15 protein-coding genes and 1 riboswitch are annotated in these 17,806 nt (G+C 46.9%); of the genes, 8 read left to right on the top strand and 7 right to left on the bottom strand.

Annotated features, from left to right (window positions below; genetic code table 11):
- Positions 1–120: 120 nt before the first annotated feature.
- Positions 121–951, bottom strand: a complete 831-nt coding sequence (locus tag GQS64_RS11360) for a ferredoxin--NADP reductase (RefSeq protein WP_198231683.1) — start codon at positions 949–951, stop codon at positions 121–123.
- Positions 952–1,197: 246 nt separating this feature from the next.
- On the opposite strand from GQS64_RS11360, the gene GQS64_RS11365 reads away from it, so the two are divergent.
- Together GQS64_RS11365 and GQS64_RS11370 are read left to right on the top strand one after the other, a co-directional pair.
- A complete protein-coding gene (locus GQS64_RS11365; RefSeq protein WP_198231684.1) occupies positions 1,198–2,664 on the top strand; it encodes a phosphomannomutase in 1,467 nt (488 codons plus the stop codon).
- Complete coding sequence (locus GQS64_RS11370) at positions 2,661–2,948, top strand: putative quinol monooxygenase (RefSeq protein WP_077993735.1); 288 nt, start codon at positions 2,661–2,663, stop codon at positions 2,946–2,948. The genes GQS64_RS11365 and GQS64_RS11370 overlap by 4 nt, the downstream gene beginning before the upstream one ends.
- A 307-nt stretch (positions 2,949–3,255) precedes the next feature.
- Here GQS64_RS11370 and GQS64_RS11375 read toward each other — a convergent pair whose 3' ends face one another.
- Entirely contained in the window at positions 3,256–4,632 is a 1,377-nt protein-coding gene (locus GQS64_RS11375) for a nucleobase:cation symporter-2 family protein (protein ID WP_198231685.1), read from the bottom strand.
- A gap of 322 nt (positions 4,633–4,954) precedes the next feature.
- Here GQS64_RS11375 and cueR point away from each other — a divergent pair, with 322 nt between their 5' ends.
- Entirely contained in the window at positions 4,955–5,356 is a 402-nt protein-coding gene (gene cueR / locus GQS64_RS11380; RefSeq protein WP_198231686.1) for a Cu(I)-responsive transcriptional regulator, read from the top strand.
- Positions 5,357–5,550: 194 nt separating this feature from the next.
- Entirely contained in the window at positions 5,551–6,711 is a 1,161-nt protein-coding gene (locus GQS64_RS11385; protein WP_198231687.1) for an alpha-hydroxy acid oxidase, read from the top strand.
- 666 nt (positions 6,712–7,377) lie between these two features.
- Here GQS64_RS11385 and GQS64_RS11390 read toward each other — a convergent pair.
- Positions 7,378–7,827, bottom strand: coding sequence for an Lrp/AsnC family transcriptional regulator (locus GQS64_RS11390; protein WP_198225900.1), 450 nt, complete (start codon positions 7,825–7,827; stop codon positions 7,378–7,380).
- Positions 7,828–8,021: 194 nt separating this feature from the next.
- Between GQS64_RS11390 and alr the strand changes: the two genes are divergently transcribed.
- Together alr and GQS64_RS11400 are read left to right on the top strand one after the other, a co-directional pair.
- Positions 8,022–9,167 (top strand): alanine racemase, encoded by a 1,146-nt coding sequence (gene alr, locus GQS64_RS11395; RefSeq protein ID WP_198231743.1) that lies wholly within the window; start codon positions 8,022–8,024, stop codon positions 9,165–9,167.
- Entirely contained in the window at positions 9,164–10,420 is a 1,257-nt protein-coding gene (locus GQS64_RS11400) for a D-amino acid dehydrogenase (protein WP_198231688.1), read from the top strand. Before alr ends, GQS64_RS11400 begins: the two co-directional genes overlap by 4 nt.
- Positions 10,421–10,944: 524 nt before the next feature.
- On the opposite strand, the gene gcvP is transcribed toward GQS64_RS11400, so the two are convergent.
- From gcvP to crcB, 4 genes are all read right to left on the bottom strand, one after another.
- A complete protein-coding gene (gene gcvP, locus GQS64_RS11405) occupies positions 10,945–13,740 on the bottom strand; it encodes an aminomethyl-transferring glycine dehydrogenase (protein ID WP_198231689.1) in 2,796 nt (931 codons plus the stop codon).
- Positions 13,741–13,744: 4 nt separating this feature from the next.
- A complete protein-coding gene (gcvH, locus tag GQS64_RS11410) occupies positions 13,745–14,113 on the bottom strand; it encodes a glycine cleavage system protein GcvH (protein ID WP_077993745.1) in 369 nt (122 codons plus the stop codon).
- A gap of 5 nt (positions 14,114–14,118) precedes the next feature.
- The gene (gcvT, locus tag GQS64_RS11415; protein ID WP_198231690.1) at positions 14,119–15,225 is read right to left on the bottom strand and encodes a glycine cleavage system aminomethyltransferase GcvT; all 1,107 of its coding nucleotides are present in this window, start codon (positions 15,223–15,225) and stop codon (positions 14,119–14,121) included.
- Between the two features lie 143 nt (positions 15,226–15,368).
- Positions 15,369–15,471, bottom strand: a riboswitch (glycine riboswitch).
- Positions 15,472–15,663: 192 nt separating this feature from the next.
- On the bottom strand, positions 15,664–16,047 hold the full coding sequence (gene crcB / locus GQS64_RS11420; RefSeq protein ID WP_198231691.1) for a fluoride efflux transporter CrcB: 384 nt from the start codon (positions 16,045–16,047) through the stop codon (positions 15,664–15,666).
- A 170-nt stretch (positions 16,048–16,217) separates the two neighbouring features.
- Between crcB and GQS64_RS11425 the strand changes: the two genes are divergently transcribed.
- A complete protein-coding gene (locus tag GQS64_RS11425; RefSeq protein ID WP_198231692.1) occupies positions 16,218–16,724 on the top strand; it encodes a prolyl-tRNA synthetase associated domain-containing protein in 507 nt (168 codons plus the stop codon).
- Positions 16,725–16,794: 70 nt separating this feature from the next.
- Complete coding sequence (gene trxA / locus GQS64_RS11430) at positions 16,795–17,745, top strand: thioredoxin (RefSeq protein ID WP_198231693.1); 951 nt, start codon at positions 16,795–16,797, stop codon at positions 17,743–17,745.
- The last annotated feature ends 61 nt before the right edge of the window (positions 17,746–17,806 follow it).

A 17,806-nucleotide genomic window follows, 5' to 3' on the forward strand; every position in this document is an offset into this window, starting at 1 on the left:
TGAGCCCTTGAGCCCTTGAGCCCTTGAGCCCTTGAGCCCTTGAGCCCTTGAGCCCTTGAGCCCTTGAGCCCTTGAGCCCTTGAGCCCTTGAGCCTGTCCAAAAACAGTTTTACTCTTTTGTCAATCGACAAAAGCGCGTTCAACAACATAAGTAGCGGGGGCGTTATTTGCGCCTTCGACAAGGCCGAAATCACGGCACATGGCAGCGCAATCTTTGAGCATTGCCATGGAACCGCAAATCATCGCGCGATCGGTTTCCGGATCAAGCTTTTTCAAACCGGTACGCTTGAAAAATTCGCCACTGCGCATTGTGTCGGTAATTCGCCCCATATGCCCGGATTGCTCGCGTGTGGTCATCGGATAGAATTTCAACTGATCTGAAAATTCGCCAATGAGAGGATCATTTTTAAGTTCTGCAACAAGTTCGCGCGCATAGTCGAGTTCGGCAACAAGCCGCGTTGTCTGGATCAGAATAACTTCTTCAAATTTTTCATAAGTTTCCGGATCACGAACAAGGCTTGCAAAAGGTGCAACACCTGTTCCAGTCGAAAAGAGATAAAGCCGCTTGCCCGGTAAAAGCGCATCCAGAACGAGGGTTCCGGTGGCTTTTTTGCGCATCAGCACAGTGTCGCCCACTTTGATTTTTTGCAAATGCTCGGTCAAAGGGCCATTCGGAACTTTGATGGAGAAAAACTCCAATTGCTCGCTCCAGAACGGGCTTGCAATGGAATAGGCGCGAAAAACCGGCTTTTCGGCATTGGGGAGGCCGATCATCACAAACTCGCCCGAACGAAAACGGAAACTGTCCGGCCGGTTCAGGCGGAAACGGAAAAGCCTATCAGTATAATGTTTGACATCCTGCACAGTTAAAGCAAAAACATTTGCCGGTATCGGAAATGAAGACGGCGTGGCGGTCGCATTCGGGGCTGCATTGTCGACAGGCGTAGTCATCGAAATTCTTCCTTAATAAACTTTAGCAGATAAACTTGACAAATTCAGGCATGATATAATGCCAAACGGTTGATCTGCCAACATCATAAAGCGAAGTTTCTTTATAATAACAAAATTGTTTTCGTCAAATGACAGTTGTAGATAGTCTGTTGTCTATGCAAAATAATTGCTTCAAAGCCGATAGACAAAACAGCTATTGTGACCACATATAGACAATCGGAAGGCCGTTCGGGAACAAACCACATCATGACAGAACAACTCAAATTCGGAACAAGCGGCTTGCGCGGTCTGGTGAGCGATTTAACCGATGACATTATCATGCGCTACACTTGCGGCTTCTTGCGACATTTGGAAAAAATCGGCAAGATCAACAGAGATACAAGTGTTGTTGTCGGCCATGATCTGCGTTCATCAAGCCCGCATATCAAAAACGTTGTTATAAAAACAATCGAAAATCAGGGTTTTTCTGTTATCAATGCCGGTGAAGTGCCAACCCCTGCCCTCGCGCTTTATTCGCTCAATTCTCGCTCTCCGGCAATTATGGTTACAGGAAGCCACATTCCCGACGACCGCAACGGGCTGAAATTTTACCGCCCCGATGGAGAAATAACCAAGCAGGACGAGCGCGCTATTGTCAGCGAAATTGATAAATCGGCAAAAGATGAAAAAGGCGGACTTTCAGAAAATAATACGCCCTTTCACCTTGCCGAAAACTATCAATCCCCTCCCGTTGTTCCGGATGTTCTTGAACTTTATCGGAAACGCTGTCTTTCCATTTTGCCGAAATCGGCACTTCAGGATATGAAAATCGGTGTCTATCAGCACAGTTCCATTGTGCGCGATTTTCTCGTTGAAGTTTTATCAACTCTCGGCGCCAAGACGGTTGCAATCGGGCGGGCCGACCATTTTGTTCCGGTCGATACCGAAGCATTACGCGATGTCGACCGCAAGCTTGCTCTTGATGCCGTTCGCCAATACGGGCTTGATGCACTGGCGTCGACCGATGGCGACGCAGACCGGCCGTTAATTGCCGGTTCTGACGGAATATTTTTAAAAGGTGATGTGGTCGGAATGCTCACAGCAAAATATCTTTTTGCCGATGCTGTGGTCACCCCTGTCACCTCCACCTCGGCGGTCGAGACAAGCCATTTTTTCGAGCATGTTTACCGCACATCGGTCGGCTCACCCTATGTTATTGCCGGCATGAAACAGGCGTTAAGCGATGGCTATCATACGATTGTCGGTTTTGAAGCCAATGGCGGCGTTCTTCTGGGAAGCGATATTTCGAGTGAGACCTGCGAATTGAAGAAATTGCCAACACGCGATGCAATGCTCCCCATTTTGGCTTTGTTAGGATTTGCGCAATTGCGCGGCTCCTCAGTTCAGGCACTTTCGAGCGGACTTCCCCCGCGTTTTACTGCCAGCAACCGGCTTTCCAACATCAATATGGATAATGCCCGAAAGGCTCTCCATAATCTTGAAGATGCTGCAACACGCGTGCATTTTTTCCATCCACTCGGCAGCATCAAACATTGGGATATGATTGACGGTTTGCGTGTCATCATGGAAAATGGTGATATTGTGCATTTCCGCCTTTCCGGCAATGCGCCGGAATTGCGGTGTTATAGCGAAGCGGCCTCGCAAAAACAGGCCGACAAGCTTCTCGAATGGGGGCTTGAAAATATTGCTCGAACCTTGGAGAAAGCATCATGATAAAGGTTATTGCGCATTTTTATATCAAGCCCGAATTTGTTGAAAAGACTGAAAGTCTCTTCAAAGAACTCGTTGAAAAATCCCGTAAAGAAAAAGGCTGCATTTCCTACGAACTGTTTGAAGTTGAAGGCGATACCGGTCACATGGTTTTCATTGAAACATGGAAAGACAAAAGCGCCCTCGACGCACACAGCAAAACCGAACATTTTGTCCGCATCATCGATGAATTGACAAAGATGAGCTACAAGGATTTTCTCGTTAGTGTCATGACACAGAAGCTTTGACACACAAATTATAGCTTTTTCAAAGACAAAAGCAGCATTTGCAAATCTCATGCTTATGCTGCTTTTCGTTTCTGAGCTTTGATTTATGTTGCTCTTCGACAAGCACAGGGAGTGATTATTTCATGCGTTTGTGCAGGTATTGAGCCAATTCTCGTTAGCCGGATGTGGTCAACCGGCAGTCAATTGAAAATGTTTCAACCTTCCATCTCACGGGCTTTTCTCCACATTCAGGCGGAAATTATTGTCGCTTCAAAACTCTTCCGGCTTCGCACCGGCTTTTCACATGCCGATTTATTGAAAGAAAATTCTATTCGTCGTCGACTTGTTGCTGTTCGGGCAAAAGCAGATTGAGGATGATTGCCGTAATCCCGCCGGCAGCAAGGCCCGATTTCATAATATCGGCGATAAAAGCCGGAAGATGACTTACAAAAGCCGGTACTTGCGGCACGCCGACACCAACACTCAAAGCAATTGCAATGATAAGAAGTGCCCGCCGGTCAAGCTTGATTGAGGAAAGGATATTGATTCCGGAGGCGGCGACCGAGCCGAACATTATCATGGCAGCACCCCCTAGAACAGGTTCCGGCATTGCCTGTATGAGGGCGGCAATTTTCGGAAAAAGACCAAGAACAACGAGAATAGCCGCAATCCACAAGCCGACATAGCGGCTTGCAACGCCGGTCAACTGGATAATGCCGTTATTTTGCGCAAAGACCGAACTTGGAAATGTATTGAAGAAACCGGCAAGAAGAGAATTGGCGCCATTGACAAGCACACCCCCCTTTATTCTCTTCATCCATAATGGGCCCGAAACCGGCTCGCTTGAAATTTTGCTTGTTGCTGTGATGTCGCCAACCGCTTCAAGAGAGGTGACAAGATAGATCATGATGAGCGGAATAAACAGCGACCACGAAAATGATAATCCGAAATGGAGCGGCCTTGGCAAAGCAAAAAGTGCGGAATGTTCAAAACCGGAAAAATCGAGCCTGCCCATAAAACCCGCCATGACATAACCGACAGCAAGGGCGAGAATAATGGCACTGGAGCGCACCCACGTAATCGTCACACGGTTTAAAAGAATGATAAGAGCAAAGACTGTGCATGACAAAGCGAGATTTTGTAAACTGGCAAAACTTCCCCCCTCACCCAATGATGCATAACCGCCGCCCATACTGACAAGCCCCTCTTTAATCAGGGTAAGGCCGATCAATAAAACCACAATACCGGTGACAAGCGGGGTAATCATACGGCTGATAAAGGGAAGAATGCGCGAAACCGACATTTCAATAAATGAACCGGCAATCACCACACCGAAGACGGCCGACATCACCTCGTTTGCCGGAATACCGCTTGCAACCATGGCAGCAGAACCGGCCGAAAGCGGCCCGACAAAATTGAAACTGGTTCCCTGCACAATCAGTAATCCTGCACCGAAGGGGCCGATTTTTTTACATTGTACAAAAGTAGCAATGCCGGAAATGATTAGCGACATGGATAAAACCATGGCTGTATCTTCCGGCGACACACCGGCAGCGCTGCAAATGATAAATCCCGGCGTAATGATCGGCACAATAATTGCCAACAAATGTTGGAGAGCGGCCAAAAACGCGACAGGTGCATGCGGGTGGTCATTGATCTCGAAAACGAGATCACCCGATTTTTTATGCGTTTTATAGTTCTCCATCGGCTTTCTCCATCAGCACAACATGATGCGTGAAAATTGAAGGGAAATTTTCAAGTTAACGTTCTAGTTGAGGATTGATAAAGAAAGGTCAAGTCTATTCGACTGTAAGCTCAATTTATCCACCAGCAAGCAAGGCCATTTCAATATATAAGTCTTATAACAATCCCGCGATGAAACGATTCTATCTCGAGATTTAGCGAAGTGCCGCTTGCAAGAACACATCTTGTTGGCTTTAAAACAACAATTATATGCAATAACGCCATTGAACAAAAAACAGAAAACCGGAATTGCGTTTCTATAAAATCCGGATTGGACGAGAAAAATGAATATTGGTGAAGCAGCAAAACAATCGGGTCTTAGTGCAAAAATGATCCGCCATTATGAGGAAACCGGACTTATTTCACCAGCCCATCGGAGTGAAAACGGCTATCGCGTTTATACTGATGACGATATTCAAACCTTGCGCTTCATCCGCCGCTCAAGACTGCTCGGTTTTTCTTCCGAAGATATTCGCGTTCTCCTCGGATTATGGAAAGATCATAGCCGCGCCTCCAGCGAGGTTAAAAAACTCGCCCTTTCGCATATCAAAACTCTACAGGAAAAAATGGATTCTTTACAGGTGATGATTAACACACTCGACCACCTTGTCCATCATTGCCATGGTGATGACAGGCCGGACTGCCCGATTCTTGAAGATCTTGCAGGGTGCAGTCATTGTCATTAACCAAAATAGTCGTTATATTTTTAAAAAACTCACTTTCGGCAAATCCGATCATGTTATTTTCAACGCGGCAAATCTTGTAAAGCTTAAAAAAATACCATGCTTTTTTGTCACAATTTAGCGATTTGAAAAAAAGCACTTTTTATTGTGCGAGAAGAATACTACACATAAGATAATAAGAATAAACGGGATTTGAAATGCGTAAAATACTTGAGATCAACGATCTTAAAAAACTTGCCAAACGTCGCGTACCCAAGATGTTTTTTGACTATGCCGATTCCGGAGCATGGACAGAAAGCACTTATCGCGCCAATGAAGAAGACTTCAAAAAAATAAAGCTGCGCCAACGTGTTCTGGTCGATATGACCAATCGTTCGCTTGAAAGCGAAATGATCGGCCAGAAAGTTTCTATGCCGGTTGCTTTGTCGCCCACCGGTTTGACAGGAATGCAACATGCCAATGGTGAAATGTTGGCAGCGCAAGCTGCCGAAGAATTCGGTGTACCATTCACATTGTCAACAATGAGCATTTGCTCGATTGAAGATGTTGCATCGGTAACCAAAAAGCCGTTCTGGTTCCAGCTTTATGTGATGAAAGATCGCGACTTTATCGCCGACCTTATCAATCGTGCAAAAGCGGCCAAATGCGGTGCATTGGTTCTGACGCTCGATTTGCAGATTTTAGGACAACGCCATAAAGATTTGCGCAACAACCTGTCTGCCCCGCCGAAATTCACTTTGAAAAATCTCTGGCAAATGATGACATGCCCGAAATGGTGCATGGACATGTTGCAGACCGATAAAAGAACATTCCGCAATATTGCAGGACACGCCAAAAACGTAACGGATTTGTCTTCGTTGAGTTTGTGGACGGCCTCGCAATTCGACCCGAAGCTTAATTGGAACGATGTCGAATGGATCAAGAAAATCTGGGGTGGCAAGCTCATCCTGAAAGGCATTCTTGATGTTGAAGACGCCAAAATGGCTGTCAAAACCGGTGCCGATGCCATTCTGGTTTCAAACCACGGTGGCCGCCAGCTTGACGGTGCTCCTTCAACCATTTCTGTTTTGCCTGAAATTGTTGATGCTGTCGGAGATATGATAGAAATCCATCTCGATGGTGGTATCCGTTCCGGTCAGGATGTGTTGAAGGCCTTGGCACTGGGAGCTAAAGGCACATTTATCGGTCGTCCCTTCCTCTACGGGCTTGGTGCTTTGGGTAAACCCGGCGTCACCAAAGCCTTGGAAATTATCCGTAACGAGCTTGATATTTCAATGGCACTTTGCGGCAAGAAGAAAATTGCCGACCTCACCCATGATGTTCTTTATGATTTCAGGCCTTCAAAACCAAAACTTTAAAAAAAAGCACTATAATGAACTATTGGATAAGCCGGGCAAAATGTCCGGCTTTTTCAATGCTTTTGCTGTTTTAACGGCAATTTTTTAAAACGCGATTTTTCATGGACTTAAAAAAAACGATGAAAAGCAACGATTGAAAAGAATAGAAAATCCGGCACTAAAAACGGGCGGCTTTCAGAGAAACACACATCAAAAACCACCTTTGAACCAATTGATAATCGACTTTGTTTTCGCATTTTTCTAGCTGACGGAACAACGCTTTTTGCCAAGCTGAAGGTTCTATATTAAGCTGAAGGCTCCTTGTCGAGTTTCACCGATTTTATCATTATTTTGCTTTGTCGAAGCCGGATTATCTAGCGGTGTTTGTGGCAAGCGGATTTCAAAAAATATAAAACAACCTGCCCTTTTTATAGAGCATCTTTCATGACCTTTTGTGCCGGATTTTTTGAACAGGATAATAAACAAAAGAATCAATATGAGGCTTTTATGCCCTCATAACCAAACCTTGATGGCCGGATGTTGTGAAGACAAACAAAGTCAATTCGAGAAGAAAAGGCCGGTTTTTGAAAGATTAAAAAAGGGCTGCGGTGACAAATATCGATTGTCATCGAACAAACGCCGGTATTTGTCAAAAGCCGATGGACATAAAAAAATGCACCGAAATTCTCACCGCTGCATCAGAACAGAGCGGATGGAAAAGGCGGAATGGATGCGCGCAACACCGGGAAGACGTGATAATATTTCCTTGTGAATGGTTTCATAAGCGGCAGCATTTTCTGCTTCCGCTCGCAACCAATAATCTGCATCCCCCGTCATCAAATAACATTCCTTGATTTCCGGATGGCGGCGCACAGCCGCCTCGAAACGGTTCAAATATTCTTCCGTCTGTTTTTCAAGTGTAATCTGGATAATGGCAATCAGCCGGTCTTCTCCTTCGACACTTCCTAATATGGCGGTAAACCCGCGAATAACACCGCTTTCTTCCAATAATTTTACACGTCTCAAACATGCCGAGGGGGAAAGCCCCACTTCGGCAGCGAGATTTGCATTGCTCATGCGACCGTCGCGGCGCAACAGGCGGATGATATTACGATCTATTGCATCAAGATTTTGCATAATATTTCAATTTTTCGGATTTACGCTCAATATTCGACGATAAATATCTATAATATTTCAAAAATAGATACAACATTCAAATGCTCTTCACATATGATAGACAACCTGAAATGGCAAAAAGCCACGGGAACAAACTTAAGGGAACCAATGCAGGCATCCGGATTGGCAACCGGATTTATCTGGGAAATAATGAAATGGGTGAAATTCAAAACAACAACAAAATTCCGACATTAGCCTATGGGGCAATTCTCACAATCAATCTTGATGCCATTGTCGAAAATTACAACACGATAAAAAAAATGGTTGCTCCGGCACAAAGTGCTGCTGTTGTCAAAGCCGACGCTTATGGCCTTGGTGCTCAAAAAGTCGCACCCTTACTTTATGAAGCAGGATGCCGGTTTTTCTTTGTAGCAGAACTTGTCGAGGCATTCCGGCTTAAAGATGAGTTGCCGGCAGATGCTTCCATTGCTGTTTTGAATGGTATTTTACCGGGAACGGAAAAAATAACGGCAGAAGCAGGAATCATTCCGGTTCTGAATTCCTGGGAAGCTATTCTTGACTGGCAAAAATTATGCGCGAGCGAAGCAAAGCGTTTACCCGCAATCATCCAGATTGACACCGGCATGTGCCGCCTGGGGCTTGATAATAGCGAGCTTTACCGCCTTGTCGCCGACCCGTCGATTTTTAACGACGCGGATATAAAACTGGTTATCAGCCATTTGGCCAAAAGCGACGAGGAAAATAGCCCTGCCAATCCTGCCCAGCTTGAAGCCATGAAGAAGGCACTTGCCAAACTGCCAACTTCAAAAGTCGCGCTTGCTGCTTCGGGCGGGATTTTCTTGAACACCGGTTATCATTTCAACATGGTGCGCCCCGGAATTGCCCTTTACGGTGTTGACCCGCTCGGCAAAAGCCCGACAGTTATCAAACCGGTTGTCAGCCTTGACGCCCATGTTATCCAGACACGCCATGTTCCCGCTGGTTCGGCAATCGGCTATGGTGGAACATTTATAACCGAACGGCCAAGCACAATCACAACAATATCGGTGGGCTATGCCGATGGTTGGTTAAGGGCACTCGGCAATAAAGGTTCGGTTTATTTCAAAGGGGTGCGCGTGCCGATTGTTGGCCGCGTTTCGATGGATTCCATCACACTTGATACAACGCATCTTGGTGAAAATGCACCAAAAGCCGGTGATCTTGTCGAATTGATCGGCAAGCACCAATCGCTTGACGATGTTGCACGCGATGCCGGCACGATACCTTATGAAATTCTAACGTCGCTCGGTCATCGTTACGAGCGCATCTATGTGAAAAACCGCGAGGGAAACAAAAAATGAAAGTGCTTGTTCTGGGAAGTGGTGTCGTTGGTGTAACTTCAGCTTGGTACCTCAATAAAGCAGGCCATGAAGTCACGGTCATTGATCGTGAAGAAGGGCCTGCATTGGAAACAAGCTATGCCAATGCCGGTCAGGTTTCTTTCGGATATACAACCCCCTGGGCACAGCCGGGGCTGACCCTCAAAGCATTGAAAATGATGCGGCAAGCCAATCCGCCACTTATTATTCATCCCACTTTCAGCCTCGACCAGATGAAGTGGCTCTTTGCAATGTTTATCAATTGCAATGAAAACCGTTACAAGAAAAACAAATCCCTGATGGTGCGCGTCTCCGACTATGCCGCCAAATGCCTTCAGGCCCTGCGCGAAGAAACATCTATCCATTACGACGAACGCATGCAGGGCACAATCCAGCTTTTCCGCGATCCCCACCAGCTTGAAGCGGCCAACAAGGATGTCGAAGTTCTCAAAGCCGATGGCATTGCCTTTAAGATGCTCGATAGTGACGGCTGCGTTGCCGCAGAACCCGGTTTGGCGCCGTTAAAAGATAAAATCGTTGGTGGATTACAAACCCCTGAAGATGAAACCGGCGATTGCCAGATGTTTACAACCAAACTTGCAAAGCTCGCGGCCGATAAAGGGGTTGAATTTTCCTATAATACAATAATCAATAAACTTCTTGTTGAGGGCGGTAAAATTACCGGCGTGGAAACGTCACGCGGCGTGATGCATGCCGATGCCTATCTTGTTGCAATGGGGTCTTTTACGCCGTTTCTTATTCGCGATCTCGGACTTCATGCGCCAATCTATCCGGTAAAAGGCTATTCCATTACAGTACCGATCACCGACGAGGCGAAAGCACCCGTTTCAACCGTTATTGACGATATTTACAAAGTTGCTGTTACAAGACTGGGTAATCGTATCCGCGTCGGCGGCATGGCAGAAGTTTCAGGCTATGAAATCAAGCTCACCGAACCACGCTTGAAAACTTTGCAAGAAGCTTTGGAAATGATGTTTTCCGGCTCCTATGATAAAGACTTCAAGCCGGAACTATGGTCAGGTTTACGGCCGGTAACGCCTGACAGTGTGCCCATTATTGGTAAAACAAAATATGAAAACCTGTTTATCAATTCCGGACATGGTACTTTGGGGTGGACAATGTCGACCGGAAGCGGCCATTTGATTGCCGATATTATCAGCGGCAACAAGCCCGAAATTGACCCGACAGGACTGGACATCAGCCGGTATCAATAATTTTTCGATCAACTAAAAGACAATTGAAAAGCTTATGCGCTGCAACAGCCTTCTTTTAAAACAAGAAACTGTTGCAGCTTTTCATGTGCACTCTATCAGGTTTGCCTTTTCTCGCTCATGAATTGCATTCTGCGGATTATTCGTTTCGTCTTTAGGTGCTTTTTGTTTTTCCGGTTTTCTGTTCCGGCCGGTTGTCCGGTTTTTTAGTTCCTGACCGTCCGTTTGATTTTTGCTCCGCTTGCTTACTCTTTTTTAGTGCTCGACCTGTCCGTTAGTTCAGTGCTCGACCTGCCCGTAATCTTTTCAAAGTTTACTCTTCGTCGCTTCCGGAATGTCCGGAAATTTTATGAAAAATAAACAGACACAGCCAAGGCGAAAAGCTGACCGTCTTCATCTTACCGTTTTGGCCATTTCATCAATAGTTCTACATCATTGCAGCAGCGCCGAAGATGGCGCCCCAAAACCAAAAAGAATAAAAATCCGAATAAAAAACCAAATAAAAAACCGGCCGAAGCCGGTTTTTTTTAACGATAATTGGAAAGCGGTGGACAGGAACAAATAAGATGCCTGTCACCGGCCACATTATCAATGCGTGAAACCGGCGGCCAATATTTATCTGCCGGATCCTGAGCAGGGTCAGGCAGTGCCGCAATTTTGCGCGAATAGGCATGTGACCAATTGTCATCAATGGTATCGGCCAGAACATGCGGGGCATTGACGAGCGGATTATCATCCTTCGGCCAGACACCCTCACCCACCTTTTTGGCTTCTTCGGAAATGGCAAGAAGGGCATTGCACAGCCTGTCAATTTCCGATTTCGGTTCGGATTCTGTGGGTTCGATCATCAATGTTCCGGGAACCGGAAACGACATCGTCGGAGCGTGGAAGCCATAATCGATCAGACGTTTGGCCACATCGTCGACAGTGATGCCGTAATTATCCTTGAGGACACGCGTATCGACAATACATTCATGCGCAACACGCCCTCTTTTTCCTTTGTAAAGAATCGGATAGGCCGCAGAAAGTTGCTCTGCAATGTAGTTTGCATTCAAAATTGCATTTTCGGTGGCAAGTTTCAGCCCTTCGGCGCCCATCATACGGATATACATCCATGTGATTGTGAGAATTGAAGCGCTGCCGAAAGGTGCTGCCGAAACGGCATGGCTTGTCGAAAACAGTGCGTGACCGGGAACGAAAGGCTCAAGATGTTTTGAAACGCCGATCGGCCCGACACCCGGACCACCACCGCCATGAGGAATGGCAAAAGTTTTATGCAAATTCATGTGGCAGACATCCGCGCCGACATCAGCCGGACGGGCGAGAGCAACCAGCGCATTGAGATTTGCACCGTCAAAATAGACTTGCCCGCCATTTTCATGAATAATCTTGCAAATCTCTTTGATACTTTCTTCATAGACCCCGTGGGTTGACGGATAGGTAATCATCAAAGCAGCAAGATTGTCTTTGTGTTCGACTGCTTTTTTGCGCAAGTCTTCGACATCGACATCTCCGTCCCCCAGACAATCGACCACAACCACTTCCATTCCGGCCATATGCGCCGAAGCCGGATTTGTGCCATGGGCAGAAGCCGGAATGAGACAAATATTGCGATTATGTTCGCCATTTTTGTCGTGATAGCGGCGAATAGCAAGAAGACCGGTATATTCACCTTGTGCGCCGGAATTGGGTTGAAATGAAATGGCGCTGAAGCCGGTAATTTCACACAACCATTTTTCAAGTTGGGAAATAAGCTGCTGATAGCCGCGACTATCGGTCTTCGGGGCAAAGGGGTGAAGATTTGCAACCTTCGGCCAGCTTAACGGCATCATCTCGGCAGCAGCATTCAATTTCATGGTGCAGGAACCGAGCGGAATCATGGCGCGGTCAAGTGCCAGATCTTTATCGGCAAGGCGGCGCAAAAAGCGCATCATTTCGGTTTCCGATTGCACAGCATGGAAAAACGGCTGGCTTAAAAAGGAACCATCGCGTTTTTTGCCCAAGAGTTTCGACGGGGCTTTATCACTGAGCGTTGCACCGAAAAGCTTGGCAAGTGCTTTTGCATCTTCTTCATCCGAAAGTTCATCAAAATTGATGGAAACGGTATCCTTGTCGATAACGCGTATGAGGCGGCCATCACTTTCCGCTTTTTGTTGCAGTTCATCTGCTTTACCGGCAACATTGACGGTTACACAATCGAAATAATGGTCGCCGGCAAGTGCAAAGCCCGCATCTTTGACACTGTCGCCGAACCGGCTTGCAAGATCATGAACGCGGTTGGCAATCGCCTGCAAACCTTCCGGACCATGCCAGACAGCAAAAGCTGTTGCCATATTGGCAAGGAGTGCCTGAGCAGTACAAATATTCGACGTTGCTTTGTCGCGGCGGATATGTTGTTCACGTGTCTGCAATGCAAGACGGTAGGCAACCCGCCCTTTGGTATCAATCGACTGCCCGACAATGCGTCCGGGAATCATACGTGTCAGGGCTTCGGATACCGCCAGATAACCGGCATGAGGACCACCAAATCCCATTGGAACACCGAAACGCTGCATCGAGCCGACAACCATATCGGCTCCCCAAAGGGCAGGCGCTTCCATGATTGTCAAAGCCAGAGGATCCGCCACAACAATTACCAATGCACCTTTGGCTTTGGCCTTTTTGATGACATCGCTATGATCGACAAAACGTCCCTTTGTGTCGGGCCATGGCAAAACGATTGCTGCCGTCTTGTCGGTGATCTCGCTCTCTAACCCGATATCGAAGCCTTGCGTTTCTGCCCTTGTTTGAGCCACCGCCAAAGTTTGCGGGTGAAGTTCGCCGAATACAGAAATGGCCGTTTTTTTATTGCGCGAAAAGCGCACCGCAACGGCGTTTGCTTCGGCAAGCGATGTTGCTTCATCAAGAAGCGAGGCCGCCGCAATCGGCAAGCCCGTCAATTCGCAGACAAGAGTCTGGAAATTGAACAACATTTCAAGCCGCCCCTGACTGATTTCTGCCTGATAGGGAGTGTAGGCGGTATACCAGGCCGGATTTTCAAAAAGATTGCGTAAAATGACAGAGGGAACAAAAGTGCCATAATAGCCCTGTCCGATAAAGCTTTTATGGAGGCGGTTCTGTTCCATCATGTTGTGAAGCTCGTGAAGAGCTGCCCCCTCGCTCACCGCTTTCGGCAATTGAAGCGGGCGATGAAGACGGATTGCGTTCGGCACTGCCTGCTCGACCAATTCCTCAAGAGAACCAAGCCCCAATTTATGCAGCATTGCCTTTGCCTCTTCGGGCCGCGGCCCGATATGGCGTGATGAAAATGGAAGTTCCTGCATTTTATTATCCAATCATTGCGATATAACCGGCTTCATCCATCAGGCTGTCAAGCTGGCTTGCGTCGGAAATTTTCATCTTCCACAACCAGCCCTCTTTTTCCGCCTTCTGGTTAACGAGTGCCGGATCATCGCTCAAAGCGTCATTGACTTCACTAATTGTGCCATCAACCGGTGAAAAAACATCGGAAGCAGCCTTGACCGATTCGACAACGGCAACAGAATCGCCCTTCTTGACAGTGCTGCCGACTTCCGGCAATTCAACAAAAACAAGGTCGCCAAGCTGCTCCTGGGCATGGTTTGTGATGCCGACCGTTGCAAGATCACCATCAAGACTGATCCATTCATGATCTTCGGTGAAATACAGTTTAACCATGTGTTTTATCCTTTAAAATAACGATGTTCGACAAAGGGAAGTGTGTGGACAACAAGCGGTATTTTCTTACCGCGAACTTCTGTCTCAAGCTTGGTTCCGGCTTTTGCAAGGTCGATTGCAACATAACCCATTGCAACCGGACCATTGAATGATGGACCAAAACCACCTGATGTAACGTGACCGACAAGCTTGCCTGTCTCGTCAAAAATTTCTGCACCGGCGCGCACCGGCTGGCGTGTTTCCGGCATCAAGCCGACGCGGCGGCGTGTTGCGCCATTTTTCAATGCTTCAAGAAAAGCCTTGGCACCGAAAAACTCGCCCTTCTCACGCACCGGTTTGGTGACAGCCCAGGTAATTGCCGCTTCAACCGGATTGGTTTTTGCAGTGATGTCGTTGCCGTGGAGGCACAAACCCGCTTCCAGTCGCAAACTGTCGCGTGCGGCAAGGCCTATCCATGTCACGCGCGGGTCGCTCAACAGTTTTTCGGCAAGTGCTTGAGCTTCATCAACCGGCAGGCCGATTTCAAATCCATCTTCACCGGTATAGCCCGAACGTGTCATAAACCAGTTTTTCTTCGGTTCAAAACCATGCATGAACTGAAGTTCGTTACCGGGTAAGCCTGCTTTTTTAATGACATCGGCAGCCTCCGGCCCCTGTAACGCCAGAAACACGCGTTCAAGCGGTTCGATTGTGCAGTCAAACCCAAGCGAACGTTTTTGAAGTTCGGCAATATCGGCTTTGGCGTTACCGGCATTGGCAACAACCATAAAACGTTTCTCGCCAAGGCGGGTGACAATGAGATCGTCAAGGATGCCCGCCTCTTCATTCAAAAGATAGTTATAACGTGACTGGCCGATTTGCAGTGCTTCAGCGTCAAGCGGCAGGGCTTTTGACAAAAAGTCGGCTGCACCACTGCCTTCAACCAGTATCAGTTTCATATGAGAAATATCGAACAGACCCGCATGGGCACGCGTATGCAAATGCTCTTTCATAACACCGAGCGGGTAAGTGAGCGGCATGTTCCATCCGGCAAAATTACCGAATTTGGCTCCGGCTTTTTCATGCATATGAAAAAGCGGTAAAGTTTTCAGGTCTTCTTGAGAATTGCCCATAAATTGCTCCGAGGTTGCGCCAATAGACACACAATGTATCTATTTCACACCCCTCTGTCTTGAGCCTGAGAGACTTGTGGAAAGCTCTCCCCCTCCACTTACACCTTCGGCGCGGGACAAACCCGACTTTCCAGAGCTGTCTTGATCTTTTTACGGTTCCTTGTGCCTGAGAGATTACGGGCTGTTTTCCCCTTCGGCGGTCAAAACACGGTTGACTGTATTTTCACACTCTCCCGCAAAAAGATGGGAAAGGTCAAATTTACCCCTCCCTGACATAAGACCGGTTCTAGCCGATCTTCAAAGTGAAGTCATCCTCAAAAAATCATTTCCCCCGACTATGTCGGGATATTGAGCCCATATGTTCCTGACAATTCCCCATATGTTCATGACAATTAATTGTGATAATCACGATGAAGCCGTTTTGTTTTTTGAAATTTTCTAATGGTTGATCTTGCTGCCGAGATAAAATCCCATAGCTGTCGCGAAAAGACAAAAGGCGACAGAAACAATAATATTGAGAAAGGCCTCAGCAACTGCACCTTTTTTCAAAAGCTCGAAGCTTTGCAAGCTGAAGGAAGAAAAGGTCGTAAAGCCGCCGCAAATCCCCACCATGACAAAAAGCCGGATGGTCTCGCCCATCGGCCATTTTGCCTGAGACATTGTGATAACGCCAAAAAAAGCGATCACAAAAGAACCGACAATATTGATAAGAATTGTTCCCCATGGCAGATTTTTACTGACCGGAACCATGAGGAGCGATAACCAGTAACGTAAAACCGTGCCCAGTGCGCCGCCAAAAGCCACCCATAATGTTGCACTCATCAGACAATCTCCTTAAAGGAAGGAAAACTATTTCAACCCGGGCATCAAATAAAACGCCGACATAAAAATTAAATGCCATAAGATAATATGACGACATAAAACAGAATGCCGCCATAAAGCAAAGTGCCGAAAAGAACAAAGTACCGAAAGAAACAACGTAAGGACTAAAAATGCCAGCAGGAAAACAGGAATTATTGGATTTTCTAGAAACACTTGGCATTCATGTCAAAACAACAACCCATCCGGCGATCTTTACGGTCAAAGAGGGGGAAGACATTAAAAAAACTATCGCCGGCGCCCATACCAAGAATCTGTTTCTGAAAGACAAGAAGGGGCATTATTTTCTGGTGACACTCGGTGCCCATTCGGTTGTCGACCTTAAACATCTTCATGATAAAATCGGTGCATCGGGGCGCCTTTCCTTTGGCAGCCCTGAAAAACTTTCCGAATATCTCGGCCTTTATCCGGGTGCTGTCAGCGTTTTCGGTCTGATAAATGACAAGGAAAATCATGTAACATTCATTCTTGATAAGGCGCTTTACAATCACCCTATTATCAATTGCCACCCGATGACCAACGAGGCTACAACCTCTATTGCGCGAGAAGATCTTGTAAAATTTGTTCGAGCTACAAATCATGAACCGCTTATTATTCAGGTTTCAGAGGAAGAGGGTTGAAATTAACAAGCAAAGGCACGATTTTGAGAATAGAAACGAATAGATATTTCGTAAGAAGCAGGACTTGATAATGAGTGACAATCCTTTTGCGCCACAAGGCGGGCAAATGAATGCAAATGTAAATCTGGCCAATCAAACAGGCGCGGCAGATAATTCTGTCATCAAGGATACAACAACGGCCGATTTTTCAAAGGATGTCCTTGTCGAATCAAAAAAACAACCTGTTATCGTCGATTTTTGGGCAACATGGTGCAACCCGTGCAAGCAATTGGGGCCTGTTCTCGAAAAAGTTGTCAGGGAAGCAAAAGGCGCTGTCAAACTCGTCAAACTCGACATTGATAAACATCCTGCCATTCCCGGACAGATGGGAATCCGTTCCGTACCTGCCGTCATTGCGTTTGTTGATGGCCACCCTGTTGACGGTTTTATGGGGGCGGTACCGGAAAGCGAAGTCAAGAAATTTGTTGCAAAACTCACCGGCAACGAAAAAGAAGCAGCAATTGACGAGGCTTTGGAGACAGCCAATGAATTGCGCAAAAGCGGCGATGTGACAGGCGCTGCCACTTTTTATGCGCAAATTCTGAAACAGGCACCTGATAATATCACCGTTATTGCCGCTTTTGCCGATATGCTTGTCGAACATGGTGAACTCGATCAGGCAAAAGGCATTCTCAAAGCAGTGCCGGATGCCAAAAAGTCAGACCCTGCCATTCGTGCTGTCGAAGCGAAAATTGCCCTTAAAGAAGAAACCGCCAAATTGGGCGACCCGACAGCATTGAAAAAACGCATTGCCGAAAATCCGAAAGATTATCAGGCGGCCTATGATCTTGCTCTTGTTTATAATGCTGAAAACAAGCGGGATGAAGCGGCCGATTTGCTGCTCGGCATCATGAAAGCGGACAGGACGTGGAATGATGACGGCGCAAGAAAGCAATTATTGCAGTTTTTTGAAGCCTGGGGTGCGATGGATCCGTCAACATTGACCGCGCGTAGAAAACTGTCATCATTATTGTTTTCTTGATGATGTGCTTTTATGCTCCCCTCAAGATTGCACCATCATCGGGACGATAGAAATACGTCTC

This window comes from Bartonella sp. P0282 (genome assembly GCF_048452985.1).
Lineage (GTDB): Bacteria > Pseudomonadota > Alphaproteobacteria > Rhizobiales > Rhizobiaceae > Bartonella > Bartonella choladocola.